Here is a 17,340-nt window from a genome sequence, read left to right as displayed (position 1 = left end):
TTTATTTCTTCTTGGCGCGACGGCGGATGATCATGTTGTCAGTACGCTTGTTATGACGCGTTTTAAGTCCTTTAGACTTCTGACCCCAAGGGCTAGTTGGATGGCGACCTTTGTTACGACCTTCACCACCACCATGTGGGTGATCAACCGGGTTCATAGCGACACCACGAACTGAAGGACGAACACCACGCCAACGTGAAGCACCAGCTTTACCAAGTGATTTCAAGTTGTTTTCAGTGTTAGAAACTTCACCAATAACAGCACGGCAGTTTACGTGTACACGACGTGTTTCGCCTGAACGTAGACGTAGAATAGCATAGATACCGTCACGGCCTAATAACTGAACGCTAGCACCCGCAGAACGAGCCATCTGTGCACCTTTACCGATTTTAAGCTCGATATTGTGAATCACAGTACCCAATGGGATGTTTTTTAGCGGTAAGCAGTTACCTGGACGAATTGGAGACGTCTCGCCTGACATTACTGTATCGCCAACTGCTTGTTTTTTAGCAGCGATGATGTAACGACGTTCGCCATCAGCATACTTAAGTAATGCAATATGTGCAGTACGGTTAGGATCGTATTCAATACGCTCTACCACAGCTGGGATATTGTCTTTAGTACGTTTGAAGTCGATAATGCGATAATGTTGCTTATGACCACCGCCAATGTGACGAGTAGTAATACGACCATTATTGTTACGACCACCTGACTTACTTTTTGATTCTAGAAGCGCTGCATAAGGACGACCTTTATAAAGGTGTGGATGCACAACTTTTTCAACAAAACGACGGCCTGGTGATGTTGGCTTTGCTCTTACGATAGGCATGAGTGTAATCCTTATTCGTTATTCGCTGTTTCACTAGTAGAAGTAGTAGTGTTCACTACGTCTTCACCAGCATCAGCCATTTGTACATCTTGACCAGCTTTTAAGGTAACATAGGCTTTTTTGTAGTCATTACGACGGCCGATGCTTTTACCAAAACGCTTTGTCTTACCTTTAACATTCAAAGTGTTTACTTTAGTAACTTCAACACCTTCAAACATCAACTCAACTGCTTTCTTGACTTCAAGCTTAGTAGCATTAGAATCAATTTTAAATACCTGCACACCAAGTGAGTCGCCAAGCATTTGAGATTTTTCTGAGAATACAGGTCCTCTTAAGACCTGATAAAGTCTTGCGTTGTTCATGCTAGTGCTTCCTCAAATTGTTTCGCAGCTTCAACTGACATGATCACTTTATCAAATGCGATCAAGCTCACTGGATCCACTTCGTTTGTACCAAGTACATTGACGTGTGGAATGTTGCGAGCAGCTAAGTATAAGTTCTCGTCAACTTCTTTAGTGACGATCAATGCACGAGGTGCACCAAGCTCATTTAGCTTTGCAATCAGTTCTTTAGTTTTCGGCCCAGAAACGCTCAACTCTTCTACCAAAATCAGACGCTCTTGACGAATCAATTCTGCTAGGATGCACTGCATCGCACCGCGATACATTTTACGGTTTACTTTCTGTGACCAATCTTGTGGTTTTGCAGCGAATGCACGACCACCTGAACGCCAGATTGGGCTACGAATAGAGCCCGCACGAGCGCGACCAGTACCTTTTTGGCGCCATGGCTTAATACCACCGCCAGAAACTTCGGCACGGGTTTTTTGTGCGCGTGTACCTTGGCGAGCACCAGCTAAATAAGCGGTGACGACTTGATGCACTAGTGCTTCGTTGAATTCACGACCAAATGCCGTATCAGAAAGCTCAACCGCCGCACCTGTAACTGTTTTTAAATCCACGTTAATCCCCTTGCTTAGGCTTTGACTGACGGACGTACGATAACATCGCCACCGGTGGCACCTGGGATAGCACCCTTGATGACAAGTAACCCTTTTTCGGCGTCAACCGAAATCACTTCTAGGCCTTGAACAGTAACACGCTTGTTACCCATCTGGCCCGCCATCTTTTTGCCCTTGAATACTTTACCTGGTGACTGGTTTTGACCAGTTGAACCATGTGCACGATGAGACACTGAGTTACCATGAGTAGCATCTTGCATACTAAAGTTGTGACGTTTGATAGGACCCTGGAAGCCTTTACCTTTGCTCTGTCCTGTCACATCAACCATCTGACCTTGTTCGAACAAGTCAGCTAGAATCTCACCGCCAATCTCACGACCTTCAAGATCGCTATCGTTGACACGAAACTCCCAAACACCACGGCCAGCTTTAACGCCAGCTTTCGCGAAGTGACCTTTTTGTGCGGCTGTTACGCGGCTGTCACGACGAGTACCTGTGGTGATTTGGATGGCTTGGTAACCATCTACATCAGTATTTTTTACTTGAGTAATGCGGTTTGCATCGACCTCAACCACTGTTACAGGGATAGATGCGCCTGTTTCAGTGAAGACACGGGTCATGCCGCATTTTTTACCGACTAAACCGATCGCCATTTTAGACCTCTTTATATCTTATATTAATGGGTTGGGTGTGTAATGTGCATTAACCCAAAGCAATTTGGACGTCAACACCCGCCGCTAAATCTAATTTCATTAGCGCATCCACAGTTTTGTCAGTAGGCTGAACGATATCAACCATACGCTTGTGAGTACGAATTTCGTACTGGTCACGCGCGTCTTTGTTAACGTGTGGTGAGGTTAGAACGTTGAAGCGCTCAATGCGAGTCGGCAACGGTACAGGACCACAAACTTGCGCACCGGTGCGCTTTGCAGTATCAACAATCTCTTGTGCAGATTGATCGATCAGACGATGATCAAAAGACTTAAGACGGATACGGATTCTCTGGTTAGCCATGCCAGCAAGCTCCTAATATGTGCTTTCGTCATTCTTGCGTCGCAAGATCATGATCAAAAGCAGTTTGGTTAAATATTCACTTAAAGCGGCCTTCTGTTCTTAACCAGAATGAGTTCTTTATCCGAACTTATAGCGTGCCAAAAGCAAAATAGTTTAAAGCCCCGCCAACTCTCCTATAACGGATGTCAGCAAAGGCATAATGAAATAGTGCTAGAAACGATGCTCCAGCTGTAATAGCGCCAGCTTTTTTAGTCAGCTGCGCATATATAATTCAGTGGTGTATATTATACACAGTATTTTGGGTATTGCAAGAGCAATCTACCAAAGGGTTAAAGATGCTGACTCCTACAGATCGCTTTAATCATGCACAGCCTCATCACCAAAACTTACTAACTGTACCCAACAATATCAATCTAAAACAATATCATACTGCTCTTGGGTATATAAATTCTCTACATCAAAAGTAATCACTCTACCCAGTAGGTACTCTAAATCCGCTACTGTGTCTGACTCTGACGTTAGTAGTAAGTCAATTACAGCAGCATGAGCGACAACGGTGAACTTTTTGGGAGAGTTATAAGTGCGAGCACAGCGCATGATTTCGCGGAATATCTCAAAGCAAACTGTCTCTGCGGTTTTGACAAACCCGCGACCTTGGCAGGTTGAGCAAGGCTCACAGAGCTGCTGCCCTAGTGACTCACGCGTGCGCTTACGTGTCATCTCTACCAATCCAAGCTCACTAACCTGCGTAATCTTGGTTTTGGCATAGTCTTGAGTCAGCTGCGCCTGCAAGCTCTCTAATACATCATCCTTATGCTGCTGCTCTAGCATATCAATGAAGTCAAGAATGATAATGCCGCCTAGGTTACGCAGGCGCAGCTGACGTGCAATAGCATGTGTGGCTTCTAGGTTGGTCTTGTAGACAGTGTCCTCTAATGAGCGACCGCCTACAAAAGAGCCTGTATTGACATCAATTGTCGTCATTGCTTCTGTTTGGTCAATAATCAAATAGCCACCAGACTTTAGGTCGACACGACGTTTTAATGCGTCACGTAAATCATCTTCAACCCGATGCACGTCAAACAGTGATTGCTCTGCCGTATAATGCACGATTTTATCGTAAATAAACGGTACAAACTCTTTGGCAAAGTATCTGACTTGTTCATAGATTTGCGTATTATCAATGATGACTTTTTCGGTATCAGCATGTACCAAGTCACGAATAGAGCGCAGTGGTAGCGATAGTTCTTGATAAATAAGTTCTGAGCTTTGGTGATGATTGATCTCTTGGCGGCGAGCACAGATAGTACGCCATAGCTGCAACAGATAGTAGATATCTTCTTCTAGCTTATCGACAGGGACACGCTCAGTCGCAGTACGAGCGATGAGTCCACCTTTTAGATTGACCGTTTGCATTAAGCTACTAAGCTCAGTTTTTAGACGCGTGCGCTCTTCTTCACCATCAATACGCTGTGATATACCGATATGATCGCTTGATGGCAAATAGACCAGATAGCGGGATGGTAATGATATGTTGGTGGTTAAGCGAGCGCCTTTGCTACCCAACTGGTCTTTGGTGACTTGTACCAAGATACGCTGGCTTTCGTGTAATCGATGCTGAATCAAGGTCTTAGAAACAGGCACGACCTCTGTACTTTGAGTACTGACAACAGGTGGTGTGACTGCTAAGCTATCCGTGGATGTTTCTGTGGTGGCGCTATTGTCACTATTATCTTTTTTGTCATTCGTAGCGGCTTTGCTTTTGTCTTCTGCAACAGGGCGAGGCTCACGCTGCATATCATTAACATGTAAAAATGCTGTCCGCGATTGACCAATATCAACGAAGGCTGCCTGCATGCCTGGAAGGACACGTACGACTGTACCCAGATAAATATTACCGACCAAACCCAGTTTGTGATGTCGCTCAATATAAATCTCACCCAAGATGCCATTATCTAAAACCGCAACACGGGATTCCATTGGACTAATATTAATCAGCAGCTCTTCGGACATAGTTTTTTCTCTTATCTCTCAGCTTTCTTATCAGACGGTCATCGTCTATTAGATTGACAGTGTAACAAATGCGCCTTGCTCTTGCCCATTGCCCTACCGTGTCATTATGTGCATATGTAATTATAACGGTTCAACAATATCCTCACTGCCTTCTATCATGTCTTTGATTAAGGCCAGCGTTTGCGCCAGTGGCAACCCAACGACATTGGTATAACTGCCGTTGATACGACTCACCCAAGCAGCACCCAAACCCTGAATACCATAGCCACCCGCTTTATCAGCAGGCTCCCCACTGTCCCAATAATTGCTCATCATCTCTATAGTCAACGGTATGAAGGTCACTTCTGTACGCTCAGTAATTTGCTGCTGGTCGATAATCTGAAACGCTTGAGTGCGCTCTGATGCATTGTATTCTATTACTTTAGGTAGCCGCTGTATTTTGGTGGCTTGTACGGCAGTCCATACTTCATGGATATTATCTGACATCTGCTGCCACATGCTATAAGCGTGCTCACGATCGGTCGGTTTGACCAGTACTGTCTTGCCATCTGGTAACACACCGATGGTATCAGAAGTCAAAATGATAATTGATTCGCTGACACCGTTCTCATCGATTTCTAACGTTTCGTTTAGTTGCTCTATGGCAGCTATGGCTTTGGTAGCGACCATACGTTCAATATAGTCTTTGGGTAACTCATTATCTTGCGGCGTTTCATCAATATCTACGCTCAACACTCTAAAATCTAACTGTGCTCTTGCTAGTAGCTCTCGACGGCGCGGCGAACCAGACGCTAAAATGATATCCATCGCTCTTCTCTTCATTTACAGATTTATGAGGTATGTATTTTTTAGATATTCTATAGGTAAGTTAATAAATATCATCAACGCGCAAATTTGCGTAAAGCCAATAAGACAAGTGGCCAGCTGATAATACTCATCATAAGCGACAAAGCAGATTTTGCGATAAAAGTATTTTGGATAAACATCTGCAGCATCCATAAATTTAGCTGAAAAACAACTAACCCTAAACTGGCTATCAACCATGCGCTGATGGTATTTAGTTGTCTAACATAGATACTAGTAATTTTGATCACTAGTGCCACCACGACAGCGGCAAAGGCTTGCTGACCTAGATGGGTGTCCATCAGCAAATCTGCAATAAGCCCGATGGTAAATGCAGTAAAGATACCCACATAGCGCGGCTGGAACAGTAGCCAATATATCAGCACCATAATCATAATCATGGGCCGCAGTGTTGCCATACTTGGACTTAATGGATAGACATTGAGCGATGAAGCAATGATAAAGCTTAGAACAATGACCACAATCAACAGTGCCGTTGAATTCTCAGAATCAGGATACGACATGAGTACTTACCTTAGCGATTGTATAGTGGCTACTGTGAGATGGTTGATTGAATATTGATAGGATACTATGGACAAAAAATTTGATGAGCCATTTGGTAGTTTTGCATAAAGTGTTAATGTATCTTTGCTACTGACCAATAGCAGTGTCGTTTTTATTGAGTAGCTTGTCTTGGAGTATCAATACGTACGCATTATCAATGAAGTTTGCAGAGGGCGTAACCTCGATACTTCTAAAATTATCCGCTTGCTCATCTTTGATGTGTGCAATGCGGCCAACACGATAGCCCGCTGGAATTCGCCCACCCAAACCAGATGATACCAACTCATCACCCACACGCACATCTGAAGTCTTAAAGACATAGTTTAGGCTCAGTGCAGATGGGATACCTTGGCCTGTTACGATAGCACGCTGACCAGTACGTTTGACAGTGACAGCCACTGACTGCTGCTCATCTGTAATCAACAACAAACGGCTTGTATTAGGATAGACGTTAATGATCTGTCCTAAAATACCATCTTCATCGATGACCGTTTGTCCCACTTGTACACCATCTTGCTTGCCTTTATTGAGCACAACAATCTGTCTGAGCAAGTTGGTATCTGTACCAATGACTTGAGCTAAGTTTAGATCAAACTGCTCAGGCTTAGTGGTTGATAAAATCCCCTGCAAGCGTGCGTTTTGCGCCAAGATATAATCTTGTTGCTGCAGTTTGGCATGTGCATGGATGAGTTGTGATTTTAGTTGCATGTTTTCGCGGCGCAGCGCTTCTTTTGACTGCAAACTACCACTCGCCCAATGCTTGGCATAGCTCGGTAATAGAGACATCTCATAAATAGGCTGCATGGCAGCATGACTGGTACTACGTACTGGATTGAACCATTCCGAGTTTTTGCTATCAAACCACATCAGTATCAAGGCTGCTATCAATACAATGGCAGTCTTACGAAGTGATAACGCTTGGCGCGCAAAGATACTTGGAGTCATAAGTCGTCTAATTTAAGAATTCTAAAATGAGCAATAGCACTTATTTAGAGCATGAATGTTTATCGGTGATATCGGGTTCTAGCATGGATTAATGCAATTAAAGGCAGCGCAATTGGCTACCTTTAATGTTATTTACTTGTCATCTCATGGGTTATGTCAGCCATCCTGAAGCGGGATAATAGCGATAGCAAAGGTATGTGGGCATAACACTCATGAGCAAAAGCTGTTTACACAAAAATCATGTTCAGGCTTTTGTTATTGATGAAATCAAGGGCGATACCACCACCACGGCTAACACAGGTTAATGGGTCTTCTGCTACCGTCACTGGTAAGCCAGTCTCTTGTGAGATAAGCTTGTCAAGATCGCGTAGCAATGCGCCACCACCCGTCAATACGATACCACGCTCTGCGATGTCTGATGACAACTCTGGCGGCGTCTGCTCAAGGGCGACTTTGACTGCGCTGATAATACCGCTTAATGGGTCAGTCAATGCTTTTTGTACTTCTTCTGAATTGACGATAAAGGTCTTTGGTACGCCTTCTGCCATGCTACGACCACGAACCTCTACTTCTAGCTGGCTATTTTCATTCAATGCAGAGCCAACTTCTTTTTTGATGCGCTCAGCGGTCGTCTCACCAATCACACAACCATGCGTACGGCGCACATGTGTAATAATCGCCTCATCAAACATGTCGCCACCGATACGGATAGACTCAGCATAGACGCAACCAGATAGCGCGATAACGGCAATCTCAGTTGTACCACCACCGATATCAACAACCATAGAACCACTGGCTTCATGAACAGGCATGCCAGCACCGATAGCCGCAGCCATTGGCTCTTCTAGCAATAACACTTTGCTCGCGCCTGCTGATGATACTGCCTCACGAATCGCCTTACGCTCAACCAAGGTAGACTTACATGGCACACATACCACCACGTTAGGCTGTGCCATAAAACGCTTGGCTTTTACCTTAGTGATGAAGTGTTTTAGCATTTTTTGCGTCACTTCAAAATCAGCAATCACACCGTCTTTTAGCGGGCGAATCGCTGTGATATTGGCAGGCGTACGACCCAGCATTTGCTTGGCATCGATACCCACAGCAGCGACGGTCGGGTTTTGAGTACGATTGCTTCGTAATGCGACCACCGTAGGCTCGTCAAGTACGACGCCTTTATTAGGAATAAAAATAAGGGTGTTCGCAGTACCGAGGTCGATAGCGATATTATTTGATAAAAATCCAAACAGGTTCATGACTAATATATCCAGCGTCTTACGAATGAGGCGAATGAGATTGACTGAGGTGTTACTCGTCAGTGTTGAGCAGGTCGTCGTTAGACATTAACGGGAGCGAAAGTGAATCATCGCAACCAGTCAAACCTAAGCAATAATGATGATATGAAAAACTGAGCTAAATTATACCGATTTAGCTCAAAAAAAACATAGGTATTTGCATCAGTAAGCAAGGAATTTTGTCTGAGACGCTAAAAGTTGTTACAAAGTTTGAAATAGTAGTGACTATCATTCAACTCAATGAAACCGCTTTTAATGTGATAACTAACAAGGCTCTACAGGCAGATAATTGTTTTGCTTAGTAGTAGGTGCATACTGTAACGTATTTTAGAACCTAATTGGGAAGCAATTGAAAATCAATCATGAATTATTCGGTCAGTTTTGCAAGTATTTGTATATTGCTATGTCGGCACTCTGCCCTGATTGATACGGTGTGTTGATGGATATTGTGCACCAATCAAGCCTCATGCTCTGTAAACTTGGGTCAGATGCTTTATAATAAGCCAACTTTATCGCCAATTGTATTTTAGTGCTTACGTATCCTGACTATCGTAGTCAACCATTCTAACTCTAACAAAACTGTCCTTAACTGGAGAAACTATGTCTCAGCAACCAGCAACGTCTGACAACACTGTCAGCCGCGAAGAAATCCTAGAAGTTGCCAACCTTGCGCGCTTGGGTGTCGATGAAAGCACTGCCGATAGCTATGCCGATGATATCAGTAAAGTATTAAAATTGATGCATACCTTATCTAACGTTGATACCACAGACATCAAACCACTAGCCAATATCCATGAAGCTTGCCAAGAGTTACGTGCTGATGTAGCCAAACACGATATCAATCGCGAGCGCAATCAGTCAGTCGCCCCTGCTGTCGAAGAGGGCTTATACCTTGTACCTCAGGTGATTGAATAATATTGGCTGAATAACACAACCACGCATTTGCCATTATCCTATTTTATTTTATGCTATTCACATTTTGACGGACGACACCTTATGTCTGAACTTCATTTATTAAGTACCGAGCAGCTGATTGCTGGCTTGCAAAACAAACAATTTAGCAGCGCAGAATTAACTGAGCATTACATTAAGCGTATCGATGCGCTAGATAGCAAGATCAATAGCTTTATCACGCATACCTCTGAGACAGCACGCGCACAAGCAAAAGCCGCTGACGAGATGCGTGCACAAGGCGATCAGCGTCCACTACTTGGCGTACCGATGGCGCACAAAGACATCTTTTGTACCCAAGGCGTACTGACGACTTGTGGCTCTAAGATGCTGCATAACTTTGTCTCACCATATGACGCGACTATCGTCTCTAACATCGACAAAGCGGGCATGATTAGCTTAGGTAAGCTCAATATGGATGAGTTTGCGATGGGCTCAGATAACAGCAGCTCATACTATGGCACGGTACAGAACCCTTGGAACCTAGAGCGCGTCCCTGGTGGCTCGTCAGGTGGTAGTGCCGCCGCCGTTGCCGCAGGTTTTGTCCCTGTTGCTACCGGTAGTGATACAGGTGGCTCTATTCGTCAGCCTGCCTCATTCTGTGGCTTAACAGGTATCAAGCCTACTTATGGCCGTGTGTCACGCTTTGGTATGATTGCCTATGCCTCAAGTCTAGATCAAGCTGGTAGCATGGGACGCAGTGCAAAAGATTGTGCTTATTTGCTACAGCCAATGATTGGTCACGATCCACGCGATGCCACTTCGATCAAATACGATATGCCTAACTATGTACAAGACATCAATGATGCAGAGGCTGCGGCTGGTGATAAGCCATTTGACGGTTTGCGTATTGGTGTGGCTAAAGAATACTTTGGTACAGGGCTTGATAGCGAAGTCGAACAAGCAGCACGTGCCGCTTTAAAGAAATACGAAGAATTAGGCGCAACGATTGTAGAAGTAAACATCACTGATCCTGAGATCACGCTTGCCACCTATTATATGCTAGCACCTGCCGAAGCGTCTTCGAACTTGTCACGCTTCGATGGCGTACGCTTTGGCTATCGCTGTGAAAACCCAACGGACCTTATCGATCTATACACGCGCTCACGTTCTGAAGGCTTTGGCCCTGAAGTACAGCGCCGTATCTTGACCGGGACTTATGCGCTATCTGCTGGTTACTTCGATGCTTACTATACTAAAGCACAGAAGATTCGCCGCTTAATCGTTAAAGATTTCGATGAAGCATTTGCTAGCTGTGATGTGATTGCTAGCCCAACTGCACCGACTGCGGCTTATAAGCTCAGTGAAGACCTAGATCCTGCAACGATGTATTTAGGTGACGTTTATACCATCGCGGTCAACCTAGCGGGTCTACCCGCCCTCAGTCAGCCAGTTGGTTTGACGACAGAAGGCCTACCTATTGGCTTGCAATTAATCGGTAAGCATTGGCAAGAGAGTCAATTGCTCACGACTGCGCATCTATTCCAGCAGCATACTGATCATCACCTACAACACTCTACCATCGCAAAGGAGACGGTATAATGAGTACAGCTACTACTGATAACAATGCCGTCCGTGAACACGCTGTGCGTAAAGAGCTATTTGTCGATGGCTATGAAGTGGTCATCGGTATCGAGATTCACTGCCAGCTAAATACAGAAAGTAAAATATTCTCAAGTGCGCCGACTGACTTTGGTCATGAACCAAACAGCCAAGCCAGTATCGTTGATTTGGGTCTGCCTGGCGTATTACCCGTACTAAATGCTGGTGTGGTCGATCGCGCGCTAAAATTCGGTATCGGCGTCAATGCTGAGCTAGGTTTGTTCAATACCTTTGACCGCAAAAACTACTTTTACCCTGACCTGCCTAAAGGCTATCAAATCACCCAGATGGCCAATCCTATCGTAGGCGTTGGCTATATCGATGTCGTGGTTAATGAAGGTGAAAAGAACGAATACCCTAAACGTATGGGTATCACTCGCGCGCATCTAGAAGAAGATGCCGGTAAATCGGTACATGATGCCGTCGATGGTATGACGGGTGTCGATCTCAACCGTGCTGGCACGCCACTAATCGAAATCGTCTCTGAGCCAGACATGCGCTCAGCTCACGAAGCACTTGCCTACATCAAAGCCATTCATCAGCTGGTCACGTGGCTAGGTATCTCAGACGCCGTGATGGCCGAAGGCTCATTCCGCTGTGACTGTAACGTCTCTGTGCGCAAGCCAGGCGCTGATCTTGGTACACGTACTGAGCTGAAAAACCTAAACTCGTTCCGCTTTATCGAGCGTGCTATCAATCGTGAAATCGAACGTCAAATCGATATCCTAGAAGATGGTGGCAAAGTCGTACAAGCAACCATGCTATATGATCCAGAGCGTGACGAAACGCGTACCATGCGTACCAAAGAAGACGCCAACGACTATCGCTACTTCCCTGATCCTGATCTGCTACCTGTCCGTATCGAGCAACATACCGTTGATGAGATCAAAGCAGCAATGCCAGAGCTGCCAGTCGCTCGCCGCGCACGCTTTGAAGAAGCGCTTGGTCTGTCAGAATATGACGCTCGTATCTTGACTGGTAGTCGTCAAATTGCTGATTATTTTGAAGCTGTGGTCGCAGAAGTTGGGCAAGCAGATGCCAAAATGGCTGGCAACTGGGTGATGGGCGATCTACTTGGTGCTCTCAACAAAGATGATAAAGATATTGTCGACTCTCCTATCAGCGCCAAGCAATTGGCTGGTATGCTTAAGCGTATCAAAGATGACACGCTATCTGGCAAACTGGCCAAGAAAGTCTTTAGTGCGCTATATGAGCGTGAAGGCGGCAACGATGATGATGCCGCAGATAAGATCATCAAAGAAAAAGGCCTCAAGCAAGAGACCGATACTGGCGCTATCAAAGCAATGGTCGAAGAAGTCATCGCAAAAAATGAAGCGATGGTTGAAGAATATCGCGGTGGTAAAGAAAAAGCCTTTAACGGTCTGGTCGGTCAAGTCATGAAAGCCAGCCGCGGTAGTGCTAACCCGCAGCAAGTGAACCAAATTCTAAAAGAGCTGTTGGGTTAACACTCCCTATGCAGTAGAGAAGCTGACTGTAATGCGTAGAATAATGTGGTAGATTTTGGCTGATATAAATAGCCCTTGCAATATACATAATTTTGCGTAAAATAGTCAGTCACTCGGGGCGTAGCGCAGTCTGGTAGCGCACTACACTGGGGGTGTAGTGGTCGCAGGTTCAAATCCTGCCGTTCCGACCAAACATAGATTTAGGGCAGACCGTCATAGACCGTCTGCCCTTTATTTTGGGCGTTTTTCAGGTTTTCACCACTTTGTAGGTGTATGGCGTTCCATATAGAATGTTGGTATTATTGTTGGTATCGAGCAATACCAACATGGACAATACCAACAAAGGATAGACCCCATGCCCCTAACCCATACCAGTATCAACAAGCTAGCCCCTAGCCCCACCTCGATTGATACAAAGCGACCTGATAAACATAGTGATGGTAACGGGCTTCAATTATGGGTGCGTTATACGGGCGTTAAGTCATGGATCAGCGCCTACCGCTGGCAAGGTAAGCAGCAAACCCTCACTATTGGCACTTACCCAGTAATGAGCCTACAGAATGCACGACAGCGCAATATTGAGATCAAAAGACTAATAGCTGATGGTATCAACCCAAAAGACGATAAGAAAAAGACACAAGCAGACAATGACGGATCAAGGGCGTTCGATACTATAGCCCAGCGTTGGCACGATGACCGCAAAGCACACATAGCCCCTACCACCTATAGCCGTGACTATTCACAGTACCAGCGCGATATTAAGCCCGTCATTGGTCACATGAATATAGAGGACATAACCGCGCCTGATGTTTTGGCTATCGGTAAAGCTATCGAAGCGAGGGGCGCTAGTGATATGGCAAGGCGTGCAATGCGTCAAACGGGGCAGATATTCAAACAAGCCATACGTGAAGGCTTAACCAACCTCAACCCAGCCACCGACCTAACCGAAGCACTAAAACCGCATAAGGTGAAGCACCATAGCCGTGTGACCAGCCAGCAACTACCTAAACTACTTCAAGACATTAACGCCTATGATGGTGATCTACTGGTGAAGCTGGGCTTATGGTTTTTATGCTATACGTTTGTGCGTACTCAGGAACTTAGGTTCATGGAATGGTCAGAAATAGACTACAAAGATAAGCTGTGGCGCATACCATCTGATAAAATGAAAATGGATAGACCGCACCTAGTACCACTTGCACCGCAAACAATGGCGATACTGGAGCAGATCAAGGCGCTAGGTTTTTCGGATCAATACGTTTTCTTTAATCCCTCGACCCGTAAGCCATACAGTACCAATGCTTTTATCACTGCCCTATGGCGCATGGGTTATAAAGGGCGTATGACAGGGCACGGTTTCCGTGGACTTGCCAGCACTACCCTACATGAACAGGAATATATGCACGAAGCGATAGAGCTACAGCTAGCACATGAGAAAGAAAACAAGATCAGCAAGGCATACAACGGAGCGCAGCATTTACCCTATAGAACCAAGATGATGAATGAATGGGCGAACTTCATTGATAATGCTTATGCTGGCAAGATGGATAATGTGATCCGTGCAGACTTCAAACAACAAACACAAAAGCATGGCTAATACCATGCTGTAACAACTATGCAAGGCTAGGACTAATTACCCGAAAGCCAGCCGTTCACACACCTTTAGGCTGGCACTGCCTTGCACCTATTTTGAATTAAGGGTGTGTAAAGGTGTGAACATGAGTTTTTTTGAACAACAAAAACAGCGTAAAGATAAACAGTTCATATCAATTTTTGATAGCGTTTCTTTTGTATCAGAACATGGCAAAGGCACTCTACAAGAAGCCTTTGAACTTGTAACAAGCTCATTTCTAAGAAAGCAGACTTATTTACTACTGATTACCCCACACTCAGTCAAAGCCGTGTATGTATGCAGTAGTTACGAGCAATCAACTTGCGAACCCTATATTACTTTTGAGTCTATTACTCATGAGTTAAAAGAGTGTATCGACCATAAAGGTATTGGAACAGGCAGTCCAATTTATAAGCTAGGTTTTGGCAAAAAGAGATTTGTAGAACAGCTAGTTAATTTAGGTATGCAGATACCTGAACAAATAATATTTAATACTGAGTCACCCGATATAACAGATGCAGACTACACAAGCGAGGGTGACGAGTTAGCATTCTATCAAGGCTTGCCTAAAGAATACGATATATTGAGAGCTGATAACGAGAAGCTCAAAGCTCAATATCAAGAACTATTCAACAAGAAAGGATCACCTGAAGCTCTTTACGAAATCCGAGAGAAGCTATATAAAAGTAGTAGAGAGCAGCTAGACAAATGCAAAAATGAGTTAGATAAGTTATCAGTAGATTATAAAAATCTTGAGTCAGATTACGACTACTGCAAACGCAACTTTGAAAGCACAAAGAAAAAGACAGCTTTAACTCAACAGGTAGCAGAAAAAAGAATATCAGACCTTGAGAACCAATTAGCACAAGCTAATGCAGCACTGGCAGACAAGCCAGCTGGTGACTATCAACAATTGAGTGAACGTACCGAAAAAAGCTATCAGACTACCATAGGCTTATTATTAGAATTGATGGTCACGCCTAAAGGAATTGACCATAAACAACCATTTTCAAGCCAAGCAGTCATTATTAGTGAAATTACAGATAAAGGAATATACGGACAAGGTAAAAGCACTTTAGAAACTCGCTTTAGTGATGCTAATTCTATTTTGAGTGATGCAAAAAAGAAATAATATAACCATGATTAGACACCACCCCAAAATAAACTCATACCCCATTTAGGGCGTGACTTCACCCCAGCTAGGGTGCTGCAAATAACCCCACCCCCTAAAGTAGAACCACTGGACGTTACATGCCGTAGCGTCATTTAGTGGAGCTACACACAATGACACACCCAACCCAAAACACCCCAGTAATTCCTTTTACTGATAACACCTTGCACGATACCGAACCAACCAACGCAAACAGTCCAGCTATGCAACTGCCTACTACTGGTATGGGCAGAGCAAAGGACATTTTGCCGTTCTTACCTTTTAGCAAAACCACCTTGTTTGAATGGAGCAAGGACGGGCGTTTCCCAGCTGGCAGAAAGCTAAGCCCTACCATGACAGCGTGGAGCTATGCAGACGTTCACGAATGGCTTAATTCTCACACCTCAACCACAAGCGAGGTATAGAGCCATGATGACCACAGCAACCACCACCGCCCCAGTGACCAATGAGCCAGCACCTAAGACACAGATTGACACTGTTAGAGCACACCTGATGACAGGCGCAACCATTACCACATGGGACGCTTACCGCCTTTATCAGATCACATGCTTAGCACAGCGCATACATGACCTGAGAACCGCAGGGCTAACCATTCAAAGCGAGATAGTCACGCACAATGACAAGCGGTTTTCGGTCTATTGGCTTGATGAGCAGACATTACTTGAAAGCGAACTATCTAACAGTGAGGTGAACTAAATGAGCCAATCAAACGACATATTAGAACCGCGCCTAGTGGCAGTAGATAGCTATTATCTGTCTGTCATTAATGACCGCATACAAGACCTATCACACGATGCTGAGAGCCTAGCAATGGCGCTTAGTGCTATCCATACCGATGATGACACCAGTAGGGGCGTAATAGTCGCTGTAAGGTCTGCCCTACTCGCTAATAGTGAGCTGGCAACCATTTTAAGCGAACAGATGGACGGGCTTATCTTACTGCCTGAGTTGGAGGTAACAGGTCATGAGTGATAACCATACCAAACCTAATCTAACAGCCCACCACGGGGCGCACAGTCGCAAACAGACGGGTAAACGTGGCTTACTGCTAAGATTTACTATCTTTATGGCATGGGTGGCAGGTATTGGCTTGCTACTGTCATTGGTAGCGTGCCAGCAAGTACAACCAAAACAGATTGCAACCGATGATAGCAGCGGTTACTATATAGACCTCTCAAAACTTAACAGCGACTTGCCAAGTCGTAAACCTTTGGCTTTTTTTGTGCCTGATAATAGCGCAGCCTCTCAAGCTGTCCCTATCCATTCAAGCATAGCCCCACAAGCGCACCTAAGCGCATCAAGGGGGCAAACCATCATATCTATAGCAAACCATTTGCTAACCGACTATGACGGGTTGACGCTGCAAAATAAAATAGCCTTTGGGCGAATATGCGGGGCGGTCACTGTTAAGACCGAGAGTAAGACCCGTCACCCTATACTTTTACCGTATAGCGTGGCACATACTCAAAAATTAACAGGAGGCTATCATGCCTAATTCAATCCGTACGACCTCAAACACTCAAACCACTACCAACAGCGCACCAGCCACATTCAAGGCAGGTGATAGCGTTCTGTGTCCGTCTGTGGGCAATGGCACATATAAGCTAGTCCAAAAGTCAAAAGACTGCCTAACCATCAATATTGGCAATGTTGAGTGCCTATATCGCGCTGATGGTAGGGCTTATCATGATGACTGCTACGTCTTACCCTCACTATTTCACGACACGCCAGCCAACCGCCAAGCGATAGCCACGCTATACAGGGGCAGCCAAGCCAGCCAACGCATAGTAATAGACATAACCGAAGCAGATGACACCGAAGTTATCATTATGTCGTCACATGAGTTATCAGATATTGCTTGTGATCTTGAAAGCGCAGCCGTTGTTATAAGTGACATTGGCAAACTATTAGCACTTATTCACTATGAAAAAATAGAAACTCATGTTGCTATATCAATGGCACGCTTAACGCATGACACCACTGACACGTGGCACGACTTATTACAAAGCCAGTTAAGTTCAATCAAAGAAACCCTAGCAATGACCCGTTACGGCAAGGGGGGCGAACAATGAAA

General features: G+C 44.9%; 20 protein-coding genes and 1 tRNA gene. 11 read left to right on the top strand and 10 right to left on the bottom strand.

Annotated elements, in window-relative coordinates:
* Window position 1 precedes the first annotated feature (1 nt).
* From rplB to JMX83_RS03535, 10 genes are all read right to left on the bottom strand, one after another.
* Window positions 2-829 carry a 50S ribosomal protein L2 gene (rplB, locus tag JMX83_RS03580; protein WP_058025575.1) on the bottom strand — a complete coding sequence of 276 codons (828 nt, stop codon included), beginning with the start codon at window positions 827-829 and terminating at the stop codon, window positions 2-4.
* Window positions 830-840: 11 nt separating this feature from the next.
* Complete coding sequence (gene rplW / locus JMX83_RS03575) at window positions 841-1,191, bottom strand: 50S ribosomal protein L23 (RefSeq protein WP_201599215.1); 351 nt, start codon at window positions 1,189-1,191, stop codon at window positions 841-843.
* Window positions 1,188-1,790: a 50S ribosomal protein L4 gene (rplD, locus tag JMX83_RS03570; RefSeq protein ID WP_075106934.1), complete on the bottom strand. Its 603-nt coding sequence runs from the start codon at window positions 1,788-1,790 to the stop codon at window positions 1,188-1,190. The genes rplW and rplD overlap by 4 nt, the downstream gene beginning before the upstream one ends.
* A 14-nt stretch (window positions 1,791-1,804) precedes the next feature.
* Window positions 1,805-2,443 (bottom strand): 50S ribosomal protein L3, encoded by a 639-nt coding sequence (gene rplC / locus JMX83_RS03565; RefSeq protein ID WP_201599214.1) that lies wholly within the window; start codon window positions 2,441-2,443, stop codon window positions 1,805-1,807.
* 49 nt (window positions 2,444-2,492) lie between these two features.
* Complete coding sequence (gene rpsJ / locus JMX83_RS03560) at window positions 2,493-2,804, bottom strand: 30S ribosomal protein S10 (RefSeq protein ID WP_010196670.1); 312 nt, start codon at window positions 2,802-2,804, stop codon at window positions 2,493-2,495.
* Window positions 2,805-3,212: 408 nt separating this feature from the next.
* Complete coding sequence (locus JMX83_RS03555) at window positions 3,213-4,817, bottom strand: Rne/Rng family ribonuclease (protein WP_201599213.1); 1,605 nt, start codon at window positions 4,815-4,817, stop codon at window positions 3,213-3,215.
* A gap of 120 nt (window positions 4,818-4,937) precedes the next feature.
* A complete protein-coding gene (locus JMX83_RS03550) occupies window positions 4,938-5,624 on the bottom strand; it encodes a Maf family protein (protein ID WP_201599212.1) in 687 nt (228 codons plus the stop codon).
* 74 nt (window positions 5,625-5,698) lie between these two features.
* Window positions 5,699-6,184: a rod shape-determining protein MreD gene (mreD, locus tag JMX83_RS03545; protein WP_201599211.1), complete on the bottom strand. Its 486-nt coding sequence runs from the start codon at window positions 6,182-6,184 to the stop codon at window positions 5,699-5,701.
* A 127-nt stretch (window positions 6,185-6,311) separates the two neighbouring features.
* A complete protein-coding gene (gene mreC, locus JMX83_RS03540) occupies window positions 6,312-7,169 on the bottom strand; it encodes a rod shape-determining protein MreC (protein ID WP_201599210.1) in 858 nt (285 codons plus the stop codon).
* Window positions 7,170-7,396: 227 nt separating this feature from the next.
* Window positions 7,397-8,434, bottom strand: coding sequence for a rod shape-determining protein (locus JMX83_RS03535; RefSeq protein WP_058024004.1), 1,038 nt, complete (start codon window positions 8,432-8,434; stop codon window positions 7,397-7,399).
* A 630-nt stretch (window positions 8,435-9,064) separates the two neighbouring features.
* Between JMX83_RS03535 and gatC the strand changes: the two genes are divergently transcribed.
* The 11 genes from gatC (at window position 9,065) to JMX83_RS03480 (ending at window position 17,338) form a co-directional block, all read left to right on the top strand.
* Window positions 9,065-9,379 (top strand): Asp-tRNA(Asn)/Glu-tRNA(Gln) amidotransferase subunit GatC, encoded by a 315-nt coding sequence (gene gatC, locus JMX83_RS03530; RefSeq protein ID WP_201599209.1) that lies wholly within the window; start codon window positions 9,065-9,067, stop codon window positions 9,377-9,379.
* An 81-nt stretch (window positions 9,380-9,460) separates the two neighbouring features.
* Window positions 9,461-10,957 (top strand): Asp-tRNA(Asn)/Glu-tRNA(Gln) amidotransferase subunit GatA, encoded by a 1,497-nt coding sequence (gene gatA, locus JMX83_RS03525; protein WP_201599208.1) that lies wholly within the window; start codon window positions 9,461-9,463, stop codon window positions 10,955-10,957.
* Window positions 10,957-12,483, top strand: a complete 1,527-nt coding sequence (gatB, locus tag JMX83_RS03520) for an Asp-tRNA(Asn)/Glu-tRNA(Gln) amidotransferase subunit GatB (RefSeq protein WP_201599207.1) — start codon at window positions 10,957-10,959, stop codon at window positions 12,481-12,483. Before gatA ends, gatB begins: the two co-directional genes overlap by 1 nt.
* Window positions 12,484-12,597: 114 nt before the next feature.
* Window positions 12,598-12,674 (top strand) — tRNA-Pro (locus JMX83_RS03515).
* Between the two features lie 164 nt (window positions 12,675-12,838).
* Window positions 12,839-14,080 (top strand): tyrosine-type recombinase/integrase, encoded by a 1,242-nt coding sequence (locus JMX83_RS03510; protein ID WP_201599206.1) that lies wholly within the window; start codon window positions 12,839-12,841, stop codon window positions 14,078-14,080.
* Window positions 14,081-14,201: 121 nt separating this feature from the next.
* Window positions 14,202-15,227 carry a hypothetical protein gene (locus JMX83_RS03505; protein WP_201599205.1) on the top strand — a complete coding sequence of 342 codons (1,026 nt, stop codon included), beginning with the start codon at window positions 14,202-14,204 and terminating at the stop codon, window positions 15,225-15,227.
* 152 nt (window positions 15,228-15,379) lie between these two features.
* Complete coding sequence (locus JMX83_RS03500) at window positions 15,380-15,670, top strand: helix-turn-helix transcriptional regulator (protein WP_227675703.1); 291 nt, start codon at window positions 15,380-15,382, stop codon at window positions 15,668-15,670.
* A gap of 4 nt (window positions 15,671-15,674) precedes the next feature.
* Window positions 15,675-15,962 (top strand): helix-turn-helix domain-containing protein, encoded by a 288-nt coding sequence (locus JMX83_RS03495; RefSeq protein ID WP_201599204.1) that lies wholly within the window; start codon window positions 15,675-15,677, stop codon window positions 15,960-15,962.
* Window positions 15,963-16,238: a hypothetical protein gene (locus JMX83_RS03490; protein WP_201599203.1), complete on the top strand. Its 276-nt coding sequence runs from the start codon at window positions 15,963-15,965 to the stop codon at window positions 16,236-16,238.
* Window positions 16,231-16,761 (top strand): hypothetical protein, encoded by a 531-nt coding sequence (locus tag JMX83_RS03485; RefSeq protein ID WP_201599202.1) that lies wholly within the window; start codon window positions 16,231-16,233, stop codon window positions 16,759-16,761. The genes JMX83_RS03490 and JMX83_RS03485 overlap by 8 nt, the downstream gene beginning before the upstream one ends.
* Window positions 16,754-17,338 (top strand): hypothetical protein, encoded by a 585-nt coding sequence (locus tag JMX83_RS03480; protein ID WP_201599201.1) that lies wholly within the window; start codon window positions 16,754-16,756, stop codon window positions 17,336-17,338. Before JMX83_RS03485 ends, JMX83_RS03480 begins: the two co-directional genes overlap by 8 nt.
* The last annotated feature ends 2 nt before the right edge of the window (window positions 17,339-17,340 follow it).

It is taken from the genome of Psychrobacter piscatorii (genome assembly GCF_904846415.1).
Classification (GTDB): Bacteria; Pseudomonadota; Gammaproteobacteria; order Pseudomonadales; family Moraxellaceae; genus Psychrobacter; species Psychrobacter piscatorii.
This window is presented reverse-complemented; position numbering and strand designations above follow the sequence as displayed.

Coding starts and splice junctions, on each gene's coding strand:
- gatA (WP_201599208.1), top strand. CDS start 9,461: ATGTCTGAACTTCATTTATTAAGTACCGAGCAGCTGATTGCTGGCTTG.
- JMX83_RS03550 (WP_201599212.1), bottom strand. CDS start 5,624: ATGGATATCATTTTAGCGTCTGGTTCGCCGCGCCGTCGAGAGCTACTA.
- rplW (WP_201599215.1), bottom strand. CDS start 1,191: ATGAACAACGCAAGACTTTATCAGGTCTTAAGAGGACCTGTATTCTCA.
- mreD (WP_201599211.1), bottom strand. CDS start 6,184: ATGTCGTATCCTGATTCTGAGAATTCAACGGCACTGTTGATTGTGGTC.
- JMX83_RS03505 (WP_201599205.1), top strand. CDS start 14,202: ATGAGTTTTTTTGAACAACAAAAACAGCGTAAAGATAAACAGTTCATA.
- JMX83_RS03555 (WP_201599213.1), bottom strand. CDS start 4,817: ATGTCCGAAGAGCTGCTGATTAATATTAGTCCAATGGAATCCCGTGTT.
- rpsJ (WP_010196670.1), bottom strand. CDS start 2,804: ATGGCTAACCAGAGAATCCGTATCCGTCTTAAGTCTTTTGATCATCGT.
- JMX83_RS03495 (WP_201599204.1), top strand. CDS start 15,675: ATGATGACCACAGCAACCACCACCGCCCCAGTGACCAATGAGCCAGCA.
- gatB (WP_201599207.1), top strand. CDS start 10,957: ATGAGTACAGCTACTACTGATAACAATGCCGTCCGTGAACACGCTGTG.
- JMX83_RS03500 (WP_227675703.1), top strand. CDS start 15,380: ATGACACACCCAACCCAAAACACCCCAGTAATTCCTTTTACTGATAAC.
- mreC (WP_201599210.1), bottom strand. CDS start 7,169: ATGACTCCAAGTATCTTTGCGCGCCAAGCGTTATCACTTCGTAAGACT.
- JMX83_RS03485 (WP_201599202.1), top strand. CDS start 16,231: ATGAGTGATAACCATACCAAACCTAATCTAACAGCCCACCACGGGGCG.
- JMX83_RS03480 (WP_201599201.1), top strand. CDS start 16,754: ATGCCTAATTCAATCCGTACGACCTCAAACACTCAAACCACTACCAAC.
- rplB (WP_058025575.1), bottom strand. CDS start 829: ATGCCTATCGTAAGAGCAAAGCCAACATCACCAGGCCGTCGTTTTGTT.
- rplC (WP_201599214.1), bottom strand. CDS start 2,443: ATGGCGATCGGTTTAGTCGGTAAAAAATGCGGCATGACCCGTGTCTTC.
- JMX83_RS03510 (WP_201599206.1), top strand. CDS start 12,839: ATGCCCCTAACCCATACCAGTATCAACAAGCTAGCCCCTAGCCCCACC.
- gatC (WP_201599209.1), top strand. CDS start 9,065: ATGTCTCAGCAACCAGCAACGTCTGACAACACTGTCAGCCGCGAAGAA.
- JMX83_RS03490 (WP_201599203.1), top strand. CDS start 15,963: ATGAGCCAATCAAACGACATATTAGAACCGCGCCTAGTGGCAGTAGAT.